The sequence below is a fragment of the Actinophytocola sp. genome (genome assembly GCF_036002505.1).
GTDB lineage: Bacteria > Actinomycetota > Actinomycetes > Mycobacteriales > Pseudonocardiaceae > DASYTH01.
Genome location: NZ_DASYTH010000049.1, coordinates 1 through 21,316 on the forward strand (window position 1 = coordinate 1; position 21,316 = coordinate 21,316).

Consider the following 21,316-nt stretch of genomic DNA (forward strand, 5'->3'; position numbering starts at 1 on the left):
GGTGAGGAAGGCCCCCTTCATCGCACTCCAGATTGGGAGACCGAGCCCATGGTGCGGCGCAGGCATGGCAGCATCTGCGGCAGCAGAGATCAGAGGGGAGCCCGCGTGAACGTCCTGTCGGTGGATCTCGGCACGTCGAACACCGTTGCCGTGCTCGCCGCGTACGGGCGTCCGCCGCGGGTGGTCGACGTGGACGGGGCGTCGATGATGCCGTCCGCGGTGTTCGCCGCCGAGGGGGGCTCGCTGGTCGTCGGGCGGGACGCCGAGCGGCGGGCCCGGCTGGACCCGTCCCGGTTCGAGCCCAACCCCAAGCGCCGCATCGACGAGGGCACGCTGCTGCTCGGGGACACCGTGGTGCCGGTGACCGACGCCCTGGCCGGGGTGCTGCGGCGGGTCGCCGACGAGACCTCCCGCCAGCTCGGCGGCAAGCGGCCGGACGAGGTGCGGCTGACCCACCCCGCGCAGTGGGGTCCGGTGCGGCGCAACGTCCTGCTCTCCGCGGCGCGGCAGGCGGGCATGGGATCGAACCTGGTGCTCGTCCCGGAGCCGGTGGCGGCGGCCGCGCACTTCGCCTCAGTTCTTTCTGGTGGCACGCCCCCAGACCCCCGAAGGGGCTCAGCCCCCACAACCCCCTTTCCTGGGCAGCATCTGGCGCCGGGTCAGGCACTGGCGGTGTACGACCTGGGGGCGGGCACGTTCGACGTGGCCATCGTGGGTGCCACGCAGAACGGGTTCGTGGTGCTGGCCGAGGCCGGGCTCGCGGACCTGGGCGGGCTGGACGTCGACCAGGCGCTGCTCGAGCACGTCGGACGGCAGGTGTCGCACAAGGATCCGGCGCGGTGGCAGAACCTGCTGCGGCCGATGTCCACCGGCGACCGGCGGGCCCAGCGCGCCTTGCGGGAGGACGTGCGCGCGGCCAAGGAGTCGCTGTCCCGGCACCCGCAGACGGATCTGCCGCTGCCCGAGCCGTTCGAGGACGTGCTGGTCACCCGGGTCGAACTCGAGGCGCTGATCCGGCCCGGCATGCTGCGCTCGGTGGAGTTGCTGGTCGCCACGATCCGGTCCACCGGGATGGCGCCGGACCGGCTGGCGGGGATCTACCTGGTCGGCGGGTCGTCGCGGATTCCGCTGATCGCCACGCTGATCGCCGAGCAACTCCGGGTGGTGCCGACCAGCCTGGACCAGCCGGAGACCGCGGTCGCCCTGGGCGCGCACCACGTGCCGCAGGAGGGCATCACGATGCGCACCAGCGACATCAGCGGGACGATCGACGAGGTGCAGCGCACGCAGGTGATGGGGCCGCGGACCGGTGGGTTCACCCCGCAGCCGCCGCTCGCGTATCCGGTGTCCGGCCCGCAGCCGGTGCTGGGCCAGCCGCCGCGCCCGCTGGTGCCGGCGCCCACACCTACGGCGCAGTTCGCCGGCCCGCCGGCCCGGTCCAACAAGAAGCCGTTCATGATCCTCGGGGCGATCGTCGCGGTGGCGGTGGTCGCGGTGCTGGTGGTCGTCATCGCCACGGCCGGCGGTGGCTCCGGTGGCGGGGGTGGCAGCGTGGCCGCGGACCAGTGCGGCGACAAGACGCCGGACGGCAAGGGTTTCAGCAAATGCATGCGCACGCTGGCCGGCTCGGTGGTGGACAACAACGACTGCAAGGCCGGGCTGGTGCTGCCGACCGGTACCGGCGACGCGATCCCGGCTCCCGGCGCGACCGTGGCCACCTGCACGCTGGACAGCGGCTACACGATCTTCTACTACCACTTCGCCTCGCCGGACATCGCGCAGCAGAACGTGGACGCGTTCCTGGCCGGGTTCGGCAAGAAGAAGGACGAGGCGGACAGCGGGGACTGGCAGGGCGCCGGGATGACCGGGAAGTACTACGCGGTCGACATCGCCATGGGCATCGGCGCGATGCTGTTCACCGTGAACGACAGCCCGGTCATGGGCACGCTGATGAAGCTCACCACCGGCTCGTCCGGGCAGAGCCTGTCGGAGTACTTCAACGACCACATCAAGCCGGGGTCCAACGGCTGAGCTACCGGCGCTCGGGCGGGACCTCGAACACCTCGCACACCGCCCGCCAGATCTCCTTGGCGGGCAGGCCGGCTTCGAGGGCCTGGTCCACCGTGCGGTTGCCGAGCGAGCTGAAGACGTGGTCGCGCGCCAGCATCTCGGCTCGGATCTCGCCGAACTCCTGGCTCATCAACCTGCGGAAGACCGTGTTGCGCATCGACACCCACCCTACGATCGTGGGTTATGCAGGGACCGTCGGGCCTCGAGTCCACGTTGCTGACCATCGGCGTGATCGGCAGCCTGATCGCGTGCATCGTGGTGGGGCTGGTGGCGCTGCGCCGCCGGCGCTGAGGGCCGGGCATCGTAGCGCCTCGGCGTGTCGGGTTTGGCTCGAACACCAGTTCGGCTAGGGTGTTGTCCACATGCGGGTCAGCTGTCCACAGATCGGCGCGGCAGACCCAAAACGTCGGCCCCCGGCCGTAGCGTCGGCAGCGTGAGCACACAGTCTCGAAGCAACCGAGGTGGATCGAAAATGGCAGCAGCCCCCGACCGGGAGAAGGCGCTCGAGCTCGCCCTCGCCCAGATCGACAAGAACTTCGGCAAGGGGTCGGTGATGCGCCTCGGCGACGAGAGCCGTGCGCCGATCGAGGTCATCCCCACCGGCGCCATCGCCCTGGATGTGGCGCTGGGCATCGGCGGCCTGCCGCGCGGCCGGGTCGTGGAGATCTACGGCCCGGAGTCCTCCGGTAAGACGTCCCTCGCCCTGCACGCCGTGGCCAACGCCCAGAAGGCCGGCGGCATCGCGGCGTTCATCGACGCCGAGCACGCGCTCGACCCCGAGTACGCCAAGGCCCTTGGCGTCGACACCGACGCGCTCCTGGTGTCCCAACCCGACACCGGCGAGCAGGCGTTGGAGATCGCCGACATGCTCATCCGCTCCGGCGCCCTCGACATCCTGGTCATCGACTCCGTGGCCGCGTTGGTTCCCCGCGCCGAGATCGAAGGCGAGATGGGCGACAACCACGTCGGCCTCCAGGCCCGCCTGATGTCCCAGGCCCTGCGCAAGATCGCCGGCGCCCTCAACAACTCCGGCACCACCGCCATCTTCATCAACCAGCTCCGCGAGAAGATCGGCGTGATGTTCGGCAGCCCCGAGACGACGACCGGTGGCAAGGCGCTGAAGTTCTACGCCTCGGTCCGCCTCGACGTCCGCCGCATCGAGACCCTCAAGGACGGTGGCGAAGCCGTCGGCAACCGCACCCGCGTCAAGGTGGTCAAGAACAAGGTCGCGCCCCCGTTCAAACAGGCCGAGTTCGACATCCTCTACGGCCACGGCGTCTCCCGCGAAGGCTCCCTCATCGACATGGGCGTGGAACAGGGAATCCTCCGCAAGTCCGGCGCCTGGTACACCTACGAAGGCGACCAACTCGGCCAGGGCAAGGAAAACGCCCGCAAGTTCCTCCGCGACAACCCCGACGTCGCCAACGAGGTCGAAAAGCGCATCAAAGACAAACTAGGCATCGGCGCCAAACTAGACGCCGACACCACCGACTCTGCCCCAGTCGACTTCTAACGACGGGCGAAGTGTGCTCGCGGAAGGCGCTCGCCGGGGTCGTTAGAACGTGCCTTCTGGGGCCAAGCTCCCAGACCCCCGGCCGGCGGGGCTCCGCCCCCCGGACCCCCGCGCTGGGTGCAGCCGAGCACACGCTGCTGGAACGTACAACTCAGTTGCCCGAGCGTACGACTCGCCGAGCACCCACCCCGTGTTCGGCGAGTTCGACGTTCCGGTGTGTGGTTGGGAGGGTGTGGTGAGTGGGCGGGAGGGCGCTGCGGATGATCCGGTGCAGCGGGCTAAGGATGTTTGTTTGAAGTTGTTGGAGTATCGGGCGCGGACGCGGGCGGAGTTGGCGGGGGCGTTGGGGCGTAGGGGGTTTGACGAGGGGGTTGTCGAAGAGGTGCTGGGGCGGCTGGATGCGGTGGGGTTGGTTGACGACAAGGCGTTCGCCGAGGTTTGGGTGAGGTCGCGGCACACGTATGAGGGGTTGGGGCGGCGGGCGCTGGCGGCGGAGCTGCGGCGCAAGGGGGTGGACGAGGCGGTGACCGCGGAGGCCGTGGGGGCGGTTGACTACGGGGCGGAGGAGGAGCGGGCGCGGCAGCTCGTTCGGAAGAGGTTGCGGACCTTGGCGGGGGCGGACGACGAGGTGAAGGTGCGGCGGCTCGTCGGGATGCTGGCGCGGAAGGGTTACCCCGAGGGCATGGCGTTCCGGGTGGTCCGCGATGAGCTGCGGGAGGCGGGATCGGACACCACCCTCCTCGAGGGCGCACCCCTGGACTGACCGCTCGAGTTCGACGTTCGGAACAATCTGCCGAGGGACGGGTGCGTCCTTATCAGACAGAGGAGATTGCCGGTGTAGCAAGGGAAAGAGGGGTAACGTGGGAGCAAAGCTGGGTGTGGGCCTGGGGATGGTCGTGCTGGGGGTGATGCTTGCCGGGTGCGGCGGGTCGGACGGACAGCAGGAGCCGGTGAAGCCGACGGAGTCCACGACGGCTGCTCCTCAGCCGTCGGCGCCGGTGCCAATTACGCACAGCGAAGCGCCTTATCAGTTTGGTGACGTGCAGGCGAAGGCGCCGCCGATTGTGGACGGCAGGGCGCCGGTGATTCGGCGGATTCCGACGGACAAGCCGTATGTCTTCATCACGATCGACGACGGGGAGATCAAAGACCCGAACGCGCTGAGCCTGATCACGCAGTCGGGTTTTCGGCCGACGATGTTTCTGGCGCAGAAATTTGTCGCGGGGGAGGCGGCGTACTTCCGGGACATCCGGGATCAGACCGGGGCGGACATCGAGGACCACACGGTCAACCATCCGAACCTGCGGGGAAAGCCGTATGCCTTTCAGCGTAAGGAGATCTGCGACGACGCGGATGCCGAGGCGGCTGAGTTCGGGCGGCGGCCCGTCCTCTTCCGGCCACCGTACGGGAACTGGGACACCAACACCCAGAAGGCCGCCGCGGACTGTGGGATGCGGGCCGTCGTGCTGTGGACGGCGGCGGTGAACAATGGCGTCGTGCAGTTCCAGGAGGGAGACCACCTCAAAGCTGGCGATATCGTCCTGATGCATTTCCGGACGACGTTCGTGCAGGATTACACTGCGTTCGTGGAGCGGGCCCGCAGGGACGGGCTGACCGCGGTGCCGTTGCCGGACTTCCTCGGCTGAAGCTCAGCGCGCGGGGAGCCAGTCGAGCACCACCGCCGCCGTCCAGGACTGGCCGTGGCTGCCGAGGGGTTCGCCGCTGAACGGGTGGTAGTACTCGGCGAAGGTGCCGTCGACGACCAGGCGCAGGCCCTCGGTGCGTAATCGGAGCGCCGGCTCGAGCAGGCCGCGGCGCTGCAGGGCCCAGCCGAAGAGCCAGGTCACCACCGGCCAGACCGGGCCGCGCCAGTAGGTCCGGGGCCGGAAGCCGGGATCGGCAGGCGACACCGAGGGCGGCACCGCGGCCAGCAGTCCGGGGTAGCCGGCCCAGTCCGGGCCCTGGAACGTGGCCAGCAGGGCGGCCTCCCGATGCACCGCCAGGCCACCGCAGAGCAGCGGAGCGAACCCGGCGATCGTGCTCGTCGCCAGCCACCCCGAGGCACGCAGGTCATAGTCGCGCGCCAGCCCGGTCGCCGGGTCACAACTCGACACCACCGCGGACCGGGACCGCGCCGCCCACGACCGCAGCCGGGCCACCTCGTCGTCGGTGGCCGTCCCGAAGTCCTCACCGAGCTCGGCGAGGACCGAGCACGCCAACGCGAACAGAGCGGTCACGAACACGTCCCCGACCAGGAAGCTCGAGGTGCGCACCACCGCATCCGGGTCGTAGTGCACCCGCCGCATCTCCTCCACCAGCCAGAGGTAGCGGTCGTACTCGGTGTCCGAGGGCCGCTCCCGCACGTCGGCCACCACCCGGTTGTCCAGCCGGACGTACGGCGGCAGGTCCGCGCCGACCTGGACCGCCGCGTACGGACGGTCCCACCGCGGTGAGTTGTCCATACCGGACTCCCAGCCGTGCACCAGGCACAGCAGCCCGCTGCCCAGCGGATCCCGGTGCCGCGCGAGCCACGCGTGCCACCGGTACAGCCGCGGCCAGCAGAACCGCAGCAACTCTTCGACCCGCGCCACGTCGGCCGGCGACCCGCGCCGCCCGATGTCGACCACCCGGCGCAACGCGATCGCGTGCACCGGCGGCTGGCAGATCCCCGACGTCCGCGGTGCCCGGGGGGCGTCGCCGCACAGCTCCGCGGTGCCCCACCGGTCCGGCCCGGGGAAGTACTCGGCGTCATCCGAGCCGAACACGATGTGTGGCACCATGCCGCTGCGCCACTGCGCGCCGAGCAGCGTCTCGATCTCCCGCGCGGCCCGGTCCACACTCAGGTGCGCCAGTCCGATCGAGATGAACGCCGCGTCCCAGCTCCACATGTGCGGGTACAGCCGCGGCGCCGCGGTCACCATCGAGCCGTTGTCGTTGCCGGTCAGCACGGTGGCGGCGCCGTCGGCGAGGGCGGCGGGACCCAGCCGGCCACGTCGGGCCCGGTCGGCCCGCCGGGTACGCAGATCATTCACGCGACAGATTTTCCCTACCTGGCTCGATGGCGTAGCGCCAGGTCTTGTGAGGCGCAGACCACACCACGAACAGGGCGCCTACCGGGCGATTCCCGGCGTGTGGTACTTGTCCTGTCGCCTTCGAAGAGGCACAGTCAGCGACGGTTACGAACCGTGACTGTGTTGAATTGTCGGATCGGCCGCCCGAACTGAAGAACGAGGACACCATGACCGCAGGCGTCGGCGCCCCGGCCCGGGCACGGATCTCCGCGCGTACCCTTCGCACCGACCGCTGGTGGCGGCCGCCGCTGATCACCGGCGCGGTCCTCGCCTTCTTCATCGTCTACGCCACCGCCCGGATCTTCATGAACCGGTGGTACTGGGACGGCGAGCACCATTACCTCACCCCGGTCTACTCGCCGTGCATCAGCGAGTCCTGCGAACCCGGTGCGGTGCACTTCTTCACGATCCTGCCGAAGATGCCGGTGTTCATCCCGATCGCGCTGATCACGTTCGCGATCCTGGCCGGCTTCCGCGGCACCTGCTACTACTACCGCAAGGCCGGCTACCGCTCGTTCTTCATGGCCCCGGCGGCCTGCGCGGTGCCCGAGCCGCACAAGAAGTACACCGGGGAGAGCCGGTTCCCGCTGGTGCTGCTGAACCTGCACCGCTACTTCTTCTACGGCGCGGTGCTTTTCGGTCTGATCAACGTCTACGACGCGGTGCTCGCCTTCCACGGCAAGGACGGGTTCGGCATCGGCCTCGGCACCGTGATCATCTGGGTGAACCTGGTGATGCTGTGGGCCTACACGCTGTCCTGCCACGCCTGCCGGCACATCGTCGGCGGGCGGCTCAAGCATTTCTCCAAGCACCCGCTCCGGTACCGGTACTGGACGTTCGTGTCGAAGCTGAACGCCAACCACGGCCGGTACGCCATGATCTCGCTGTTCACCGTGATCATCACGGACGCGTACATCATGTCGGTCTCCGCGGGCTGGATCTCCGACCTTCGGTTCATCGGATAGAGGCAACGTAAATGATTCAGGTTGAGCGGCACGCCTACGACGTCGTGGTGATCGGTGCCGGCGGGTCCGGCCTGAGGGCCGCCATCGAGGCTCGCCAGTTGGGCTTGAGCGTCGCCATCGTGTCCAAGTCGCTGTTCGGCAAGGCCCACACGGTGATGGCCGAGGGCGGTTGCGCGGCGTCGATGGGCAACGTCAACGACAAGGACAACTGGCAGGTGCACTTCCGCGACACCATGCGCGGCGGGAAGTTCCTGAACAACTGGCGGATGGCCGAGTTGCACGCCAAGGAGGCGCCGGACCGGGTCTGGGAGCTGGAGACCTACGGCGCCCTGTTCGACCGCACCAAGGATGGCAAGATCAGCCAGCGCAACTTCGGCGGTCACACCTACCCGCGGCTCGCCCATGTCGGCGACCGGACCGGCCTCGAGATGATCCGCACCATGCAGCAGAAGATCGTCTCCTTGCAGCAGGAGGACTTCAAGGAGCACGGCGACTACGAGGCGAAGCTCAAGGTGTTCGCCGAGTGCACGATCACCGAGCTGCTCAAGGACGACGGCCGGATCTCCGGCGCGTTCGGTTACTGGCGCGAGTCCGGCCGGTTCGTTCTGTTCGAGACGCCGGCTGTGGTGTTGGCTACCGGTGGTATCGGCAAGTCCTGGAAGGTCACCTCGAACTCCTGGGAGTACACCGGGGACGGTCACGCCCTGGCCATGCGGGCCGGCGCGACGCTGATCAACATGGAGTTCGTGCAGTTCCACCCGACCGGCATGGTCTGGCCGCCGAGTGTGAAGGGAATCCTGGTCACCGAGGGCGTCCGCGGCGACGGGGGCATGCTGCTGAACTCGGACGACAAGAGGTTCATGTTCGGCTACGTGCCCGAGGTCTTCAAGGGGCAGTATGCGGAGACCGAGCAGGAGGCCGACAACTGGTACAACGACCAGGAGAGCAACCGGCGAACCCCGGACCTGCTGCCCCGCGACGAGGTGGCCCGCGCGATCAACTCCGAGGTGAAGGCGGGCCGCGGATCGCCGCACGGCGGCGTGTTCCTGGACATCGCGAGCCGGCGGTCGGCCGAGGACATCAAGCGCCTGCTGCCGTCGATGTACCACCAGTTCAAGGAGCTGGCCGATGTGGACATCACCAAGGAACCGATGGAGGTCGGGCCGACCTGCCACTACGTGATGGGCGGCATCGAGGTCGATCCGGACACCACGTCCTCGGTCGTGCCCGGCCTGTTCGCCGCGGGTGAGTGCTCCGGCGGGATGCACGGTTCCAACCGGTTGGGCGGGAACTCGCTGTCCGACCTGATCGTGTTCGGCCGCCGGGCCGGCATGGGCGCGGTGTCCTATGTGGAGTCGCTGACCGACCGGCCGAAGGTGTCGGATTCCGATGTGGACGCCGCGGCGCACATGGCGGTGGCCCCGTTCGACCCGCCAGCCGACGGGGTCCAGGCGGAGAACCCGTACACCCTGCACAGCGAGCTGCAGCAGTCGATGAACGACCTGGTCGGCATCATCCGCAAGGCGCACGAGATCGAGCAGGCGCTGGAGAAGCTCGCCGAGCTCAAGCAGCGCATCAGCAACGTGATGGTCGAGGGGCACCGGCAGTACAACCCGGGCTGGCATCTGGCTGTCGACCTGCGCAACATGCTGATGGTGAGCGAGGCCGTGGCCAGGGCGGCGCTGGCTCGCAAGGAGAGCCGCGGCGGGCACACCCGGGACGACTACCCGGAGCTGGATCCCCGGTGGCGCAACAAGTTGCTGGTCTGCCGCGCCGCCGAGGACGACGACCCGGTGGTGCCGGGTGTGACCGTCACCGAGCAGGAGCAGGTGCCGATGCGGCCGGACCTGCTGGAGCTGTTCGAGCTCGCCGAGCTGGAGAAGTACTACACCGAGGGCGAGCTGGCCACCTACCCCGGAAAGAAGAGCTGACATGGGCTACAAGGCCGAGTTCAAGGTGTGGCGCGGGGACGCGGACTCCGGGGAGCTGCACGACTTCACCGTCGAGGTCAACGAGGGCGAGGTCGTGCTCGACATCATCCACCGGCTGCAGGCCACCCAGGCGCCCGACCTCGCGGTGCGCTGGAACTGCAAGGCGGGCAAGTGCGGCTCGTGCTCCGCGGAGATCAACGGCATGCCGCGGCTGATGTGCATGACCCGGATGTCGATCTTCGACGAGGACGAGGTCATCACGGTCACCCCGATCCGCACCTTCCCGGTGATCCGCGACCTGGTGACCGACGTGTCCTTCAACTACACCAAGGCACGCGAGATCCCCTCGTTCACCCCGCCGAAGGACCTCAAGCCCGGCGAGTACCGGATGCAGCAGGTCGACGTGGAGCGCTCGCAGGAGTTCCGCAAGTGCATCGAGTGCTTCCTGTGCCAGAACACCTGCCACGTGATCCGCGACCACGAGGAGAACAAGGAGAGCTTCGCCGGCCCGCGCTACCTCATGCGGATCGCCGAGCTGGAGATGCACCCGCTCGACGTGGCCGACCGCGTCCCCGCCGCCCAGGAGGAGCACGGCCTCGGCTACTGCAACATCACCAAGTGCTGCACCGAGGTCTGCCCCGAACACATCAAGATCACCGACAACGCCCTCATCCCGATGAAGGAACGGGTCGCCGACCGCCGCTACGACCCGGTCACCTTCCTCGGCATGAAGCTCTTCCGCCGCCGCTAACGCTCACAGCAGCGCCAGCACCGCCGCGCCGACCGGCCCGAGCCAGCGCCCGATCCGGGTCAGCGCGTCGATCAGCGAGGAACCGGCGCCGGCCAACGCGCCGGCGTCCTTGAGCACCTCGGTGAACCGTCGCACGTGCCCGCCGACGCCGGCTTGATCACCCGCTGCGGCGGCGCCTCTGGCCCCGTGCAACGCGTGTGCGGCCTGCTGCCGCTCGCCCGAGGTCAGCCGCAACTCCTCGATCGCCGTCGTCAGCAGCTCGAGGTCCCGGCCCAGCGACTGCACCGTGATGTGCCAGGACCGGTTGTCCTGGTAGTCGCGGCCGGCCGAGATGTTGCCGTCCCCAATGTTGACTCCGCCGGCGCCGCCGCGGACATCCCGGAACCGGTAATTGTTGCCCACTGTCCGTCTCCCCGTCAGTAGTAGCCGCGCCGCTGGCGCATCCGCCGGTCGTGCCGGCGCCGGGCCGCCTTGGCCATCGCCGCCCCGACCGCCGAAAGGATCGTGCCGCCCAGGAACGCAACCAGCGCCACCGGCAGCACCGGGATGCCCTGCAGCTCCTTGGCGAACGGGTTCTCCGGTCCGGTGTCCGGACCCAGACTCATCATGTTCGACACGATGAGCCAGCCGACGCCGGCGAACCCGCCGAGCGCGACCAGCAGGCCGATCACCGTCAGGAGGCGGCCTATGCCCCGACCGCTGGAGATCGCGTCGAGCGGATCACCGGGCCCGACCTGGACGTCGTAGTTGTCGCCCTGCCGGTAGTTCCGGCGATCTTCATAGCTCCAGGACCGGTTGTCCTGGTAGTCCCTGCCGGCGGCGCGGTTGCCCCGGCCGATGTTCACCGGTCCCTGGCCGGACCGGACGTCACGGAATCGGTAGTCGTCCACAGTGTGCGGATGGCGGCCCGGGCGCCGTGATACCTACGTTCGTGTGGTTTTCAGCCGGTCGATCTCGGCGTCGAGCAACTTCTTCGGGATCTCCTCGAACGGGTCCACCGACACGACTCCGTTCTCGACGGACCACACGCCGGCGACCCGGCCGCCGTACAGCACGACCGGGGAGATCCAGCCGGAGGTGCGGCTGACCTTGGCGAGGTGCGCGCGGGGGATCAGGCCGCGGTTGACCGCGATCACGTACTGGTCGAAGCCGGGCAGCAGGCGGACCAGCCGGTTCGGCTCGGTGGCACGGAGCTCGTCGAGGTCCTCGGTGCGCACCAGTGACGGCACGCCATCGACGTCCACTTCGGACAGATCGTCCCGGGCGGCGGCGATCCAGCCCTTCAGTAGGGACGGCTTGGCGGAGCGGAACAGCCACTGGCCGAAGTCCTCGAGGGTGGCCGGGCCGTAGCTGGCGAGGTAGGACAGCAGCAGGCGAGGGCCGGCTTCGTCGGCTGTGACCGGTTTCCAGCCGGGAAGCCAGGTGGCCGGGCTGGTGAACGTGACCCGGCTGCCGTCGGCCGGGCCGTGGCAGAGCAGCCCGAGCCAGCTCGCCGGCTTGAGCGCGAAACCCCAGCCGGAGCGCAGCACCTCGGCCAGGTGCGCCGAGCCGGTGTGCTCGAGCACCGCCTCGGTCAGCTGCTCCCGGGTCAGCACCCGGCCGGGCAGGACCTCGCCGATGGCCGCGGTGATCGCGGTGATCTCGGCCAGCGTGACGCCGTGGCCGCGCAGCACGCTCGGCCGCTCCCAGGAGCGCACCGCGGCCACCGCGGCACCGCACGCGGCCGCGTCCTCCGGGGTGTGCAGGTGCAGGGTGCCGCGCACGGACCAGCATCGCACCAGGGTGCGTTCGTCGCGCAGCGCCCGGTCCACCTCGCCCGGCACCGGCGCGGCCTGCCGCACCGCGATCGCCTGCTCGGCCGAGGACGGCACCTGGGCCTGCACCCCGCACAGCACCCGGGCGAGCTCGGCGGCACCCGCCGAGCCGGGCTCGGCGAGGTGCTGCCGGCGCATCCGCCAGGCCAGCACCTGGCCCAGCGGCACAGAGATCATCACGCGCCAACCCTAACCAGGCAGCGCGGTTCGGTGTTCAGGATTGACGGCCTCTCCGGGTTCCTAGCGGACCCGGCGCCGCGCGGATCTGGCCAGCCAGGAGCCGATGGTCGCGAGGCAACTGCCGACCAGGATGGCGACCAGGCCGCCGGAGCCGAGCGGGACGCCGGCCAGGCGTGCTCCGAAGGGGTCATCGGGAAGGGTGCCCGCGCCGACCGAGCTGACGAAGGCCAGGATCAGCCACAGCCAGCCGGCGACTCCGGCCAGGGCGACGACGAGACCCACCACCTTGAGGGCCCGGCCGGTCGCTCCTGGTGCGACGGATGATCTCGGCAGCCCGAGGGCCGCCCCGTTCGTCCGCCCGTCGTAGTAGTCCCGGCCGGCGTACCGGCCACCGTTGCCGAAGTCGGTGCGCTGCCAGGACAGATTGTCTTGGTAAGTCCGGCCCATGATCACCGGGCTACCGATAGCGGGAGCATGGTCACTATCAGTCATGCGGGCGCCCTTCGTGCTCACCCCATCGGACGAGTCCTCCACTAACTCGTCCGTAAGCCGATTACTGTAACGGCTCGAGGACGACTCGGCGCCCCCCAAATTTCAGGAGGCGCCGAGTTGTCGTTGAGTTGTCGTTGAACGGCGGTCAGGAAGCGCCGGTCACGCCGCCCCCGCCGGTGGCGTCGGCCAGCAGGCTCACCTCTTCGGGCCGGCGGCCCTCCAGCTCGATGTGCTTCTTGCTGCGCCGTTCCCGCTTCTGCAGGTAGTTCGACAGCCAGGTGAGCAGCAGGCACATGGTGATGTACAGGGCGGCGACCACGATCGTGGTCGGGATGAACGGCCGGCTGAACTCGCCCTTGGCGCCGATGAACTGGGCGTAGTGCAGCAGCTCCTCGTAGGTGATCAGGAAGCCCAGCGCGGTGTCCTTGAGCAGCACCACGAGCTGGCTGACGATGGTCGGGGCCATGGACCGCAGCGCCTGGGGGATCAGGATGAACGTCATCACCTGGGTCTTGCGCAGGCCCAGCGCGTACGCCGCCTCGGACTGACCCCGGGGGAGCGCCAGGATGCCCGCCCGGAACACCTCGGCCAGCACCGAACCGTTGTAGAGCATCAGGCCGAGCACCACCGACAGGTACACGCCGAGCTTGACGCCCACGACCGGCAGGCCGTAGTAGAAGATGAACATCAGGATCAGCAGCGGGACCGCTCGGAACAGCTCGACGATCACCGTCGAGACGGTCCGCACCCACCGGTGCTCGGACAGCCGCCCGGCGGCGAAGATCGCGCCGAACAGCAGCGCCAGCACGGCGCCCGAGGCGAACGCCTTCAGCGTCGCCAGCAGCGCGCTGACCAGATCCTCCTGGACCTGCTTGTACTGCAACCACTCCCACTTGCGCGCGGAGAACTGGCCGCTGTCGTAGAACCGCCAGACCACGAACCCGATGACCGCGAGCAGGGCCAGCACCCCGACCCCGGCGAGGATCCGGTGCCGCAGCCGCGCCTTCGGGCCGGGTGCGTCGAACAGGACCGATGTCATTGGTCGCTCCAGCTCGGCCGCTGAGGGTGTCGGCTTCCTTCGTGCGCTGCTCGGCGCTCGTTCCTCGCGCCTGCGCTGCTCCTCCGTCCAGCCGACACCGCGGCCTCACTTCCGCTCCCTGTGGTCATCGCGCCACGCTCCACCGCCGCTCGAGGGTGCGTTGCACCATGGTCAGCACCATCACCAGGATCAGGAACCCGAGCGCTACCCAGATCAGCCCGGCCAGCTGGTTCTCCCCGTTGTCGGACAGGATGCTGCGGATCCGGCCGGCCTCGGCCACCGAGAACCCGGCCGCGATCGTGGTGTTCTTCAGCAGCGCGATCAGCGTGCTCACCAGCGGCGGCACCACCGCCCGCACCGCCTGCGGCAGGATCACCTGGCTCAGCGACTGGCCGAACCCGAGCCCCAGCGCCCGGGCCGCCTCGGCCTGGCCCAGCGGCACCGTGTTGATGCCGGAGCGGACCACCTCGCAGATGAATGCCGAGGTGTACACGGTCAGCGCCACGACCGCGGCGGTGAAGTACGACAGCGACAGCACTTCCAGGTACGGATAGGCGAACACCCAGAACAGGAACACCAGCGTCAGCGGCGTGTTCCGGACCAGCGTCACGTACAGCGTGCCGGCCGCGCGGAACACCGGCACCGGGCTGACCCGCATCATGGCCAGCACCGTGCCGAGGATCAGCGAAGCCACCCCGGCAAGCAGGAACAGCTCGATCGTGGTGATGAACCCGTCCCGGAACAGCCTGGAGTAGTTGACGATTATGTCCATGTCACCGTCCCGAGTGCGTGAGGGGTTCTGCGCAATGTCGGTTGGGAGTGGTGGGCCGCCGGGCGGTGTTCGTTCCGACTGGCGAGGGTGGGCCCGAGGCCTGCCAGAGCGGTCGGACTAGCAACCAGCTCTGCCAGCCCGGCTACCGACTCGAACACCGTTCGGCACGCTGGCCCATCGCGAGCAACCGGCCCGATCAGCCACCACCGCACCATCGTGATCACCGACCTTCGTTGTGCAGAACCCTCTTTGGTTGAACACTGTCCGATGAGGACGGCCGGTGGCCGCCGAGGCGACCACCGGCCGGAGATCGCGGTCAGTAGCGGTCGATCGGCGGCGGGGTGGCCGCCGAGCCGGACTTGCCGAGCGTGCCGTCGTAGACGGACTTCCAGGTGCCGTCGTCCTCGGCCTTCTGCAGGATGTCGTTCACCTTGTCCCGCAACGCCTTGTCGTCCTTCGGCAGGCCGATGCCGTACGGCTCCTTGGAGAACGTCTGGCCGATGACCTTCAGCTTGTCCGGGTCCTGCGCGGCGTAGCCCTTGAGGATGGCGTCGTCGGTGGTGACCGCGTCGACCTCCTTGTTCAGCAGCTTGTCCACGCACTGCGAGTAGTTCTGGAACTCGACGATGTTGCTCGCCTCGGTCAGCTTCTGGTCGCGCACCCGCTGGATCGGCGTGGAACCGGTCACCGAGCAGACCTTCTTGCCCTTCAGAGTGTCCTTGCCGGTGATGGACGAGTCGTCCTTGCGCACCAACAGGTCCTGGCCCGCCTGGAAGTACGGCCCGGCGAAGGAGACCTGCTTCTTGCGGTTGTCGTTGATGGTGTACGTGCCGACGTAATAGTCGACGTCGCCGTTGACCAGGGCCTGCTCCCGGCCGGCCGACGGGATCGTCTTGAACGTGATCTTGTCGGCGGCGAACCCGAGCTTGGCCGCGACCAGCTTGGCGATCTCGATGTCAAAGCCCTCGTACTTGCCCGTGGTTGCGCTCTTCAGGCCGAGACCGGGCTGGTCCTCCTTGGCCCCGACGATCACGCCGCCGCGGCTCTTCATCTTGGCGAACGTGGGCGAGCCGGCGACGTCCACGTTGGCCTCCACCGCCGCGGTGGTGGACGGTCCGCCGCCGCCTCCGGGGGTGCCCTCCTTGCCGCACGCACTCAATGCCAGGCCACCGACCAGCAGCCCCACCGTCAGGGTACGAACCCTCATCGTCTCCAGTCTCCTGCTCTCCGTCTCAGGCGGCGCGCACGCGCGACGCCGCGGGATACCACCTCACGTCAATGCGTGAGAATCTTGCCTAGGAAGTCCTTCGCCCGATTCGACTTCGGCGCGGTGAAGAACTCGTTCGGGGTCGAGTCCTCGACGATCTCGCCGTCGGCCATGAAAATCACCCGGTGCGCGGCGTTGCGCGCGAAACCCATCTCGTGGGTGACCACCAGCATGGTCATCCCGTCCTTGGCCAGGCTGACCATGACGTCGAGCACCTCTTTGATCATCTCCGGGTCGAGCGCCGAGGTGGGCTCGTCGAAGAGCATCACCTTGGGCCGCATGGCCAGCGCCCGGGCGATGGCCGCGCGCTGCTGCTGCCCGCCGGAGAGCTGCGCCGGGTACTTCTGCGCCTGGTTCGCGATGCCCACCCGCTCCAGCAGCTCCATCGCCGTCTTGCGGGCCTCCGCCTGGGACTCCTTGCGCACCTTCACCGGCGCGAGCAGCACGTTGTCCACAACGGTCTTGTGCGCGAACAGGTTGAACGACTGGAACACCATGCCCACGTCGGCCCGCAGCCGGGCCAACTCCTTGCCCTCGGCCGGAAGCGGCTTGCCGTCCACTTCGATCACTCCGGAGTTGATCGGCTCCAGCCGGTTGATCGCCCGGCACAGCGTGGACTTGCCGGAGCCGGACGGACCGATCACCACGACCACCTGGCCGCGCTCGACCTCGAGGTTGATGTTCTTGAGCACATGCAGCGGCCCGAAGTACTTCTCGACCTCCGCCATCCTGATCATGAGCGGCGTGGGGTTCGCTGCGGTCATCGGGCCTCCACGAGGACGTTCGTCACCGGTTTGCCGAGCGTAGCGGTGACGTATTTGCCGAAAACTACCCCTCCCGCTTGTCCGGTTCATGTCAATTGCCCAGACCGAAAGGTCTCAACTCCGTCACGGAACGCGGTGCGCTGACGCTGGGTGAAGCCGCGTACCCTCGACGGTTGAGATGAGCGCGCGTACATACCAGGTCCGCACCTACGGGTGCCAGATGAACGTCCACGACTCCGAACGGCTCGCCGGGCTGCTCGAGGACGCCGGCTACGTGCCGGCCGCCGACGGCTCGGTGCCCGACGTCGTCGTGCTCAACACGTGCGCGGTCCGGGAGAACGCGGACAACCGGCTGTACGGCAACCTCGGGCACCTGCGGCCCACCAAGACGGCGCACCCCGGCATGCAGATCGCGGTCGGGGGGTGCCTGGCGCAGAAGGACCGCGGCGAGATCGTCCGCCGGGCGCCGTGGGTGGACGTCGTGTTCGGCACGCACAACCTGGGCTCGCTGCCGGTGCTGCTGGACCGCGCCCGGCACAACCGGCGGGCCGAGGTGGAGATCCTCGAGTCGCTCGAGGTGTTCCCGTCGACGCTGCCCGCGCGCCGCGACTCCGCGCACTCCGGATGGGTGTCGATCTCCGTGGGGTGCAACAACACCTGCACGTTCTGCATCGTGCCTTCGTTGCGGGGCAAGGAGAAGGACCGCCGGCCGGGGGAGATCCTGGCCGAGGTCTCGGCTCTGGTGACGGAGGGCGTGCTCGAGGTGACGTTGCTCGGGCAGAACGTCAACTCCTACGGCGTGGAGTTCGGCGACCGGTACGCGTTCGGCAAGCTGCTCCGGGCGTGCGGCGGCATCGAGGGCCTGGAGCGGGTCCGGTTCACCTCGCCGCACCCGCGCGACTTCACCGACGACGTGATCGACGCGATGGCGTCCACCCCGAACGTGTGCCACCAGCTGCACATGCCGCTGCAGTCCGGGTCGGACCGGGTGCTCGCGGCCATGCGGCGCTCCTACCGTTCCGGCCGGTACCTGGGAATCCTGGACAACGTCCGCGCCGCGATGCCGGACGCCGCGATCACCACGGACATCATCGTCGGCTTCCCCGGCGAGACCGAGTCCGACTTCGCGGCGACCCTCGACGTCGTGCGCGCGGCCCGGTTCGCCGGCGCTTTCACGTTCCAGTACTCCAAACGGCCCGGCACCCCCGCGGCGACACTCGGTGACCAGGTGCCCAAGGAGGTCGTGCAGGAGCGCTTCGACCGGCTGGTCGACCTGCAGGACGAGATGGCCTGGTCCCTGAACCGCGCCCTGGTCGGCTCCGTCGTCGAGGTGCTGGCCTCCACCGGCGAAGGCCGCAAGGACGCCGACACCCACCGGATGTCCGGCCGCGCCCGCGACGGCCGCCTCATCCACTTCACGCCCGGCCCGGCCGCGGTCCGCCCCGGCGACGTGGTGCACGCCAAGATCACCTACGGGGCGCCCCACCACCTGGTCGCCGACGGCCCACTCGTGTCCCACCGCAGCACCCGCGCCGGCGACCATTTCGAAGCCGGCATCCGCCCCAAGACCTCCGGCGTCAGCCTCGGCATGCCCGCATTCGGGGCCTCAGCGCGATGACCGCCGAGCCCGACCCCCAGGACCTCTCGGCGCTCCGGCACGAGATCGACGAGGTCGAACGCCACACCGTCCGCACCGTGGAACTCGGCCCCCGCGCGATGATCATCGCGATCGCCGTCTTCGTCCTCATCGTCGGCCATGTGCTCCCGTGGATGAACGGCGCCAACGGCCTCGAGGTCCTCCTCGGCGAACACGATGCGGTCGGCAAGGCCAGCACGGTCCCCCGCCTCTTCGCCGCGACTTCGGCCGGCTTCGGCATCCTCGCCTCGGCGCTCACCTTGATCACCCGCCGCTGGTGGCTCGCCTGGGCCAGCGCCCTCGGCGGCTGGTTCGCCTCCGTCGACGGCATCCTCGCCATCTGGTCGCGCCAGTCCGCCCCCGGCCACACCGGTCCCGGCCTGGGCCTGGTCATCGCCGAGATCGCCATGGTCGTCATCGCCGCCCAGTGGTTCCGCACCGCCTGGTCAAGGACCTGACCCGAACGTACGACTCGCTTGCTGGAGCGTCGAACTCAGTTGCTGGAGCGTCGAACTCGCGGGGGGCTACCTGCTGGCGACGGCGTTCTCGGCGGCGGCGAGCCATTCGCGCCATTGGGCGGCTTGGGCTTCGGCCTGCTCGGCGCGGCGTTTGTCGCCGGCGGCCCGGGCTTTGGCGGCCTGGGCTTCGAACTGCTCGACGCGCTCGCGGAACTGGGCGGCCCGGGCGAGTGCCTCCGGGTCGGTCTTGCGCCACGCGGCGTCGGCGGCGGTGCGCACCTTCTCCTCGACGGCGCGGAGCTTGCTTTCCAGCTCGCGGATGCGTTCGCGCGGGACCTTGCCGATCTGCTCCCAGCGTTCCTGGATGCGGTGCAGGTGAGCGCGGGCGTTGTCGAGGTCAGAGGTGTTGATCTTCTCGGCCTCGGCGAGGAGCTCCTCCTTGCGGCGGGCGTTGTCCGTGAGCTCCGCGTCGCGCTCGTTGAAGACGGCGGAGCGGCGGCTGAAGAACTTGTCCTGGGCGGCGCGGAACTGCTGCCAGAGCGTGTCGTCGGCGTCCTTGGGGGCGCGGCCGGCGGCCTTCCACTCGGTCATGAGCTCCTTGTAGCGGCTCGCGGTCGGGCCCCAGTCGTCGGACTCGGCGAGCTGCTCGGCCTCCTCGACGAGGGCCTGCTTGCGCTCCTTGGCGGAGGCGCGCTGCCGGTCGAGGTCGGCGAAGTGCGAGCCGCGCCGGCGGTTGAACGTGTCGCGGGCCTTGGAGAAGCGCTTCCAGAGCGTGTCGTCGGTCTTCCGGTCGACGCCCTTGATCGTTTTCCACTCGTCGAGGATGGCGCGCAGCCGGTCGCCCGCGGACTTCCACTGGGTCGACTCCTCGGCGATCTTCTCGGCCTCGTCGACCAGCTCCTGCTTGCGCGCCACGGACTTGGCGCGGGCCTCCTCGCGGGCGTGCTTGGCCGACTCGAGCGCCTGGCCGGCCAACGCCAGCACGTGGTCCACCCGGGCGGCCAGCGACACCAGGTCACCGACCACGGCCGCGTCGGCCAGGCCCTCCTTGACGTGCTTCGCGCTGCTCAGGGTGTGCTTGGGGTCGCCGGACCCGGACGCCAGCCGGGCCTCGAGCAGCTCCACCTCGGTGCGGATGTCGTCGAACCGGCGGGCATAGTGCGCCAGCCCCTCCGCGGGTTCGCCGGCCTGCCAGGAGCCGACCGCGCGCTCGCCGTCGGCGGTGGTCACGTAGACCGTGCCGTCCGCGTCCACCCGGCCCCAGCGTTCCGGATGTGCGGATGCCTCGGCCACGACGGGTGGGGGAGACAGGGGCTCGGTGGGCGCATGCTCGGTGGACGCCACCGCGGCCGGTGTGGGTACCGGCGGTGTCTCCTCCGCCTCGGGCACCGCCGCGACCGCCCCGTTCTGGCTCGGCTCTGCTTCGGCCGCCGGAGTCGACTCTGCTTCGTCCGCCTGGATCGGCTCTGCTTCGGTCGACTCGATCGGCTCTGCTTCGGCCGCGCCGTCCGCCGTGACCGGTGCGTCCGGGGCGATCTGCTGACCCGTCTCGCTGTCCGTCATGACCCCGCTCCTCCCGCTGTGCCCGCGTCTCCCCGCGAGCGCCCCGCTTGCGCGAGGCCCCAATCCGGCGGCTCCCCACCGCCGTGCTGGCCGTGTCCAAAATCTGGTACCCCGCGCGCATTCAAACAGGTCGCGGCCCGCCTCGGTACTCCAAGGGCAGTAATCTGCCCCGATGGTCGCTTCGAGTCACCTGACGAGCCCGTAGCGTTCACGTAGTTGACGATGCACACCACGTGACTCGGTAGATTCGATGCTCATGATCGCCCGTGTCGCCGTGGTGCCCCAGCCGCCGCTGCTGGTGCCGGAACTGGTCGCCGGACCCGATCCGGACGTGGCGGCCGTGCGTGCCGAATGCCTCGCCGTGGCCGCCCGGCTCGCCGGCGCCGCCCGGCACTGGATCGCGATCGCGGCGGCCGACGTGCCCGAGCCGACGGCGCTGGGCCCGGACGCGGCCGGCACGTTCCGCGGCTACGGCGTCGACGTCCGGGTCCGGCTCAGCGACAACGCCGAGCAGGTCGACCCGGCCATGCCCCTCCCCGCCCTGGTCGCCGGCTGGCTGCGGGAACAATCCGGGGCCGTGGAGGTCAAAACCTGGCTGGTCCCCACGGACCTGGCCACGGCGGACTGCCAGGAGTTCGGCTCCCGCCTGGTCGCCGAGTCCGCGCCCGACGAGTCCGTGGGCCTGCTGGTCGTCGGCGACGGTTCGCACCGGCACGGCGAGCAGGCGGTGGGCCGGCCGGACGGGCGCGCCGGAGTGTTCGACGAGGAGGTCCGCCGCGCGCTGGCCGCCGCTGACCCGGCCGCGCTGCTGGCCCTCGACCCGGACCTGGCCGCCTCGCTCGGCGCGGTCGGCCGGGCCGCCTGGCAGGTCCTCGCCGGTGTGGTCGGCAAGGACGGCCGTGCCTGGGAGTGCACGCACAACGCGCTGCTCATCCCGTTCGGCGTGGCCTACCACCTCGCGGTCTGGGATCCGCTGTGAGCGAGCTTGCGAGCGAACCATCAAGCACTGCCCCGCCGCCGAGGGACGAGG

Annotated in this window: 21 protein-coding genes; 10 read left to right on the forward strand and 11 right to left on the reverse strand. The window is 69.5% G+C overall.

Features of this window, described 5'->3' with window-relative positions; translation table 11 throughout:
* Positions 1 to 105 precede the first annotated feature (105 nt).
* Entirely contained in the window at positions 106 to 2,031 is a 1,926-nt protein-coding gene (locus VGR06_RS03320; RefSeq protein WP_327557433.1) for an Hsp70 family protein, read from the forward strand.
* Position 2,032: 1 nt separating this feature from the next.
* Here VGR06_RS03320 and VGR06_RS03325 read toward each other — a convergent pair whose 3' ends face one another.
* On the reverse strand, positions 2,033 to 2,227 hold the full coding sequence (locus tag VGR06_RS03325) for a DUF3046 domain-containing protein (protein ID WP_327557434.1): 195 nt from the start codon (positions 2,225 to 2,227) through the stop codon (positions 2,033 to 2,035).
* Positions 2,228 to 2,542: 315 nt separating this feature from the next.
* Between VGR06_RS03325 and recA the strand changes: the two genes are divergently transcribed.
* The 3 genes from recA to VGR06_RS03340 all read left to right on the forward strand — a co-directional run bounded on the left by recA (position 2,543) and on the right by VGR06_RS03340 (position 5,229).
* The gene (gene recA, locus VGR06_RS03330) at positions 2,543 to 3,583 is read left to right on the forward strand and encodes a recombinase RecA (RefSeq protein WP_327557435.1); all 1,041 of its coding nucleotides are present in this window, start codon (positions 2,543 to 2,545) and stop codon (positions 3,581 to 3,583) included.
* A 235-nt stretch (positions 3,584 to 3,818) separates the two neighbouring features.
* Entirely contained in the window at positions 3,819 to 4,346 is a 528-nt protein-coding gene (locus tag VGR06_RS03335; protein WP_414637141.1) for a regulatory protein RecX, read from the forward strand.
* A gap of 97 nt (positions 4,347 to 4,443) precedes the next feature.
* A complete protein-coding gene (locus VGR06_RS03340; protein WP_327557437.1) occupies positions 4,444 to 5,229 on the forward strand; it encodes a polysaccharide deacetylase family protein in 786 nt (261 codons plus the stop codon).
* A gap of 3 nt (positions 5,230 to 5,232) precedes the next feature.
* Here the strand turns inward: VGR06_RS03340 and ggh are convergent, their stop codons facing one another.
* Positions 5,233 to 6,615, reverse strand: coding sequence for a glucosylglycerate hydrolase (gene ggh, locus VGR06_RS03345; protein ID WP_327557438.1), 1,383 nt, complete (start codon positions 6,613 to 6,615; stop codon positions 5,233 to 5,235).
* A gap of 206 nt (positions 6,616 to 6,821) precedes the next feature.
* Here ggh and VGR06_RS03350 point away from each other — a divergent pair, with 206 nt between their 5' ends.
* From VGR06_RS03350 to VGR06_RS03360, 3 genes are read left to right on the forward strand one after another with little or no spacing between them, the layout of a single operon-like run.
* Complete coding sequence (locus VGR06_RS03350; protein WP_327557439.1) at positions 6,822 to 7,619, forward strand: hypothetical protein; 798 nt, start codon at positions 6,822 to 6,824, stop codon at positions 7,617 to 7,619.
* Positions 7,620 to 7,630: 11 nt separating this feature from the next.
* Complete coding sequence (locus VGR06_RS03355; protein ID WP_327557440.1) at positions 7,631 to 9,550, forward strand: fumarate reductase/succinate dehydrogenase flavoprotein subunit; 1,920 nt, start codon at positions 7,631 to 7,633, stop codon at positions 9,548 to 9,550.
* 1 nt (position 9,551) lies between these two features.
* On the forward strand, positions 9,552 to 10,301 hold the full coding sequence (locus tag VGR06_RS03360; protein WP_327557441.1) for a succinate dehydrogenase/fumarate reductase iron-sulfur subunit: 750 nt from the start codon (positions 9,552 to 9,554) through the stop codon (positions 10,299 to 10,301).
* A 3-nt stretch (positions 10,302 to 10,304) separates the two neighbouring features.
* On the opposite strand, the gene VGR06_RS03365 is transcribed toward VGR06_RS03360, so the two are convergent.
* The 8 genes from VGR06_RS03365 to VGR06_RS03400 form a co-directional block, all read right to left on the reverse strand.
* The gene (locus VGR06_RS03365; RefSeq protein ID WP_327557442.1) at positions 10,305 to 10,703 is read right to left on the reverse strand and encodes a hypothetical protein; all 399 of its coding nucleotides are present in this window, start codon (positions 10,701 to 10,703) and stop codon (positions 10,305 to 10,307) included.
* Positions 10,704 to 10,717: 14 nt separating this feature from the next.
* Positions 10,718 to 11,191, reverse strand: coding sequence for a hypothetical protein (locus VGR06_RS03370; protein ID WP_327557443.1), 474 nt, complete (start codon positions 11,189 to 11,191; stop codon positions 10,718 to 10,720).
* Between the two features lie 33 nt (positions 11,192 to 11,224).
* Positions 11,225 to 12,292 (reverse strand): winged helix DNA-binding domain-containing protein, encoded by a 1,068-nt coding sequence (locus VGR06_RS03375; protein ID WP_327557478.1) that lies wholly within the window; start codon positions 12,290 to 12,292, stop codon positions 11,225 to 11,227.
* A 63-nt stretch (positions 12,293 to 12,355) separates the two neighbouring features.
* On the reverse strand, positions 12,356 to 12,742 hold the full coding sequence (locus tag VGR06_RS03380; RefSeq protein WP_327557444.1) for a hypothetical protein: 387 nt from the start codon (positions 12,740 to 12,742) through the stop codon (positions 12,356 to 12,358).
* 190 nt (positions 12,743 to 12,932) lie between these two features.
* Complete coding sequence (locus VGR06_RS03385) at positions 12,933 to 13,826, reverse strand: amino acid ABC transporter permease (protein ID WP_327557445.1); 894 nt, start codon at positions 13,824 to 13,826, stop codon at positions 12,933 to 12,935.
* Positions 13,827 to 13,950: 124 nt separating this feature from the next.
* Positions 13,951 to 14,598 carry an amino acid ABC transporter permease gene (locus VGR06_RS03390; RefSeq protein WP_327557446.1) on the reverse strand — a complete coding sequence of 216 codons (648 nt, stop codon included), beginning with the start codon at positions 14,596 to 14,598 and terminating at the stop codon, positions 13,951 to 13,953.
* A gap of 316 nt (positions 14,599 to 14,914) precedes the next feature.
* A complete protein-coding gene (locus VGR06_RS03395) occupies positions 14,915 to 15,805 on the reverse strand; it encodes a glutamate ABC transporter substrate-binding protein (protein WP_327557447.1) in 891 nt (296 codons plus the stop codon).
* 68 nt (positions 15,806 to 15,873) lie between these two features.
* Positions 15,874 to 16,602 (reverse strand): amino acid ABC transporter ATP-binding protein, encoded by a 729-nt coding sequence (locus VGR06_RS03400; protein ID WP_327557479.1) that lies wholly within the window; start codon positions 16,600 to 16,602, stop codon positions 15,874 to 15,876.
* 205 nt (positions 16,603 to 16,807) lie between these two features.
* On the opposite strand from VGR06_RS03400, the gene miaB reads away from it, so the two are divergent.
* Entirely contained in the window at positions 16,808 to 18,247 is a 1,440-nt protein-coding gene (gene miaB, locus VGR06_RS03405) for a tRNA (N6-isopentenyl adenosine(37)-C2)-methylthiotransferase MiaB (RefSeq protein WP_327557448.1), read from the forward strand.
* The gene (locus VGR06_RS03410) at positions 18,244 to 18,723 is read left to right on the forward strand and encodes a hypothetical protein (protein ID WP_327557449.1); all 480 of its coding nucleotides are present in this window, start codon (positions 18,244 to 18,246) and stop codon (positions 18,721 to 18,723) included. The genes miaB and VGR06_RS03410 overlap by 4 nt, the downstream gene beginning before the upstream one ends.
* Positions 18,724 to 18,789: 66 nt before the next feature.
* On the opposite strand, the gene VGR06_RS03415 is transcribed toward VGR06_RS03410, so the two are convergent.
* Positions 18,790 to 20,286 carry a DUF349 domain-containing protein gene (locus VGR06_RS03415; protein WP_327557450.1) on the reverse strand — a complete coding sequence of 499 codons (1,497 nt, stop codon included), beginning with the start codon at positions 20,284 to 20,286 and terminating at the stop codon, positions 18,790 to 18,792.
* Between the two features lie 256 nt (positions 20,287 to 20,542).
* On the opposite strand from VGR06_RS03415, the gene VGR06_RS03420 reads away from it, so the two are divergent.
* Complete coding sequence (locus tag VGR06_RS03420) at positions 20,543 to 21,265, forward strand: hypothetical protein (protein ID WP_327557451.1); 723 nt, start codon at positions 20,543 to 20,545, stop codon at positions 21,263 to 21,265.
* The last annotated feature ends 51 nt before the right edge of the window (positions 21,266 to 21,316 follow it).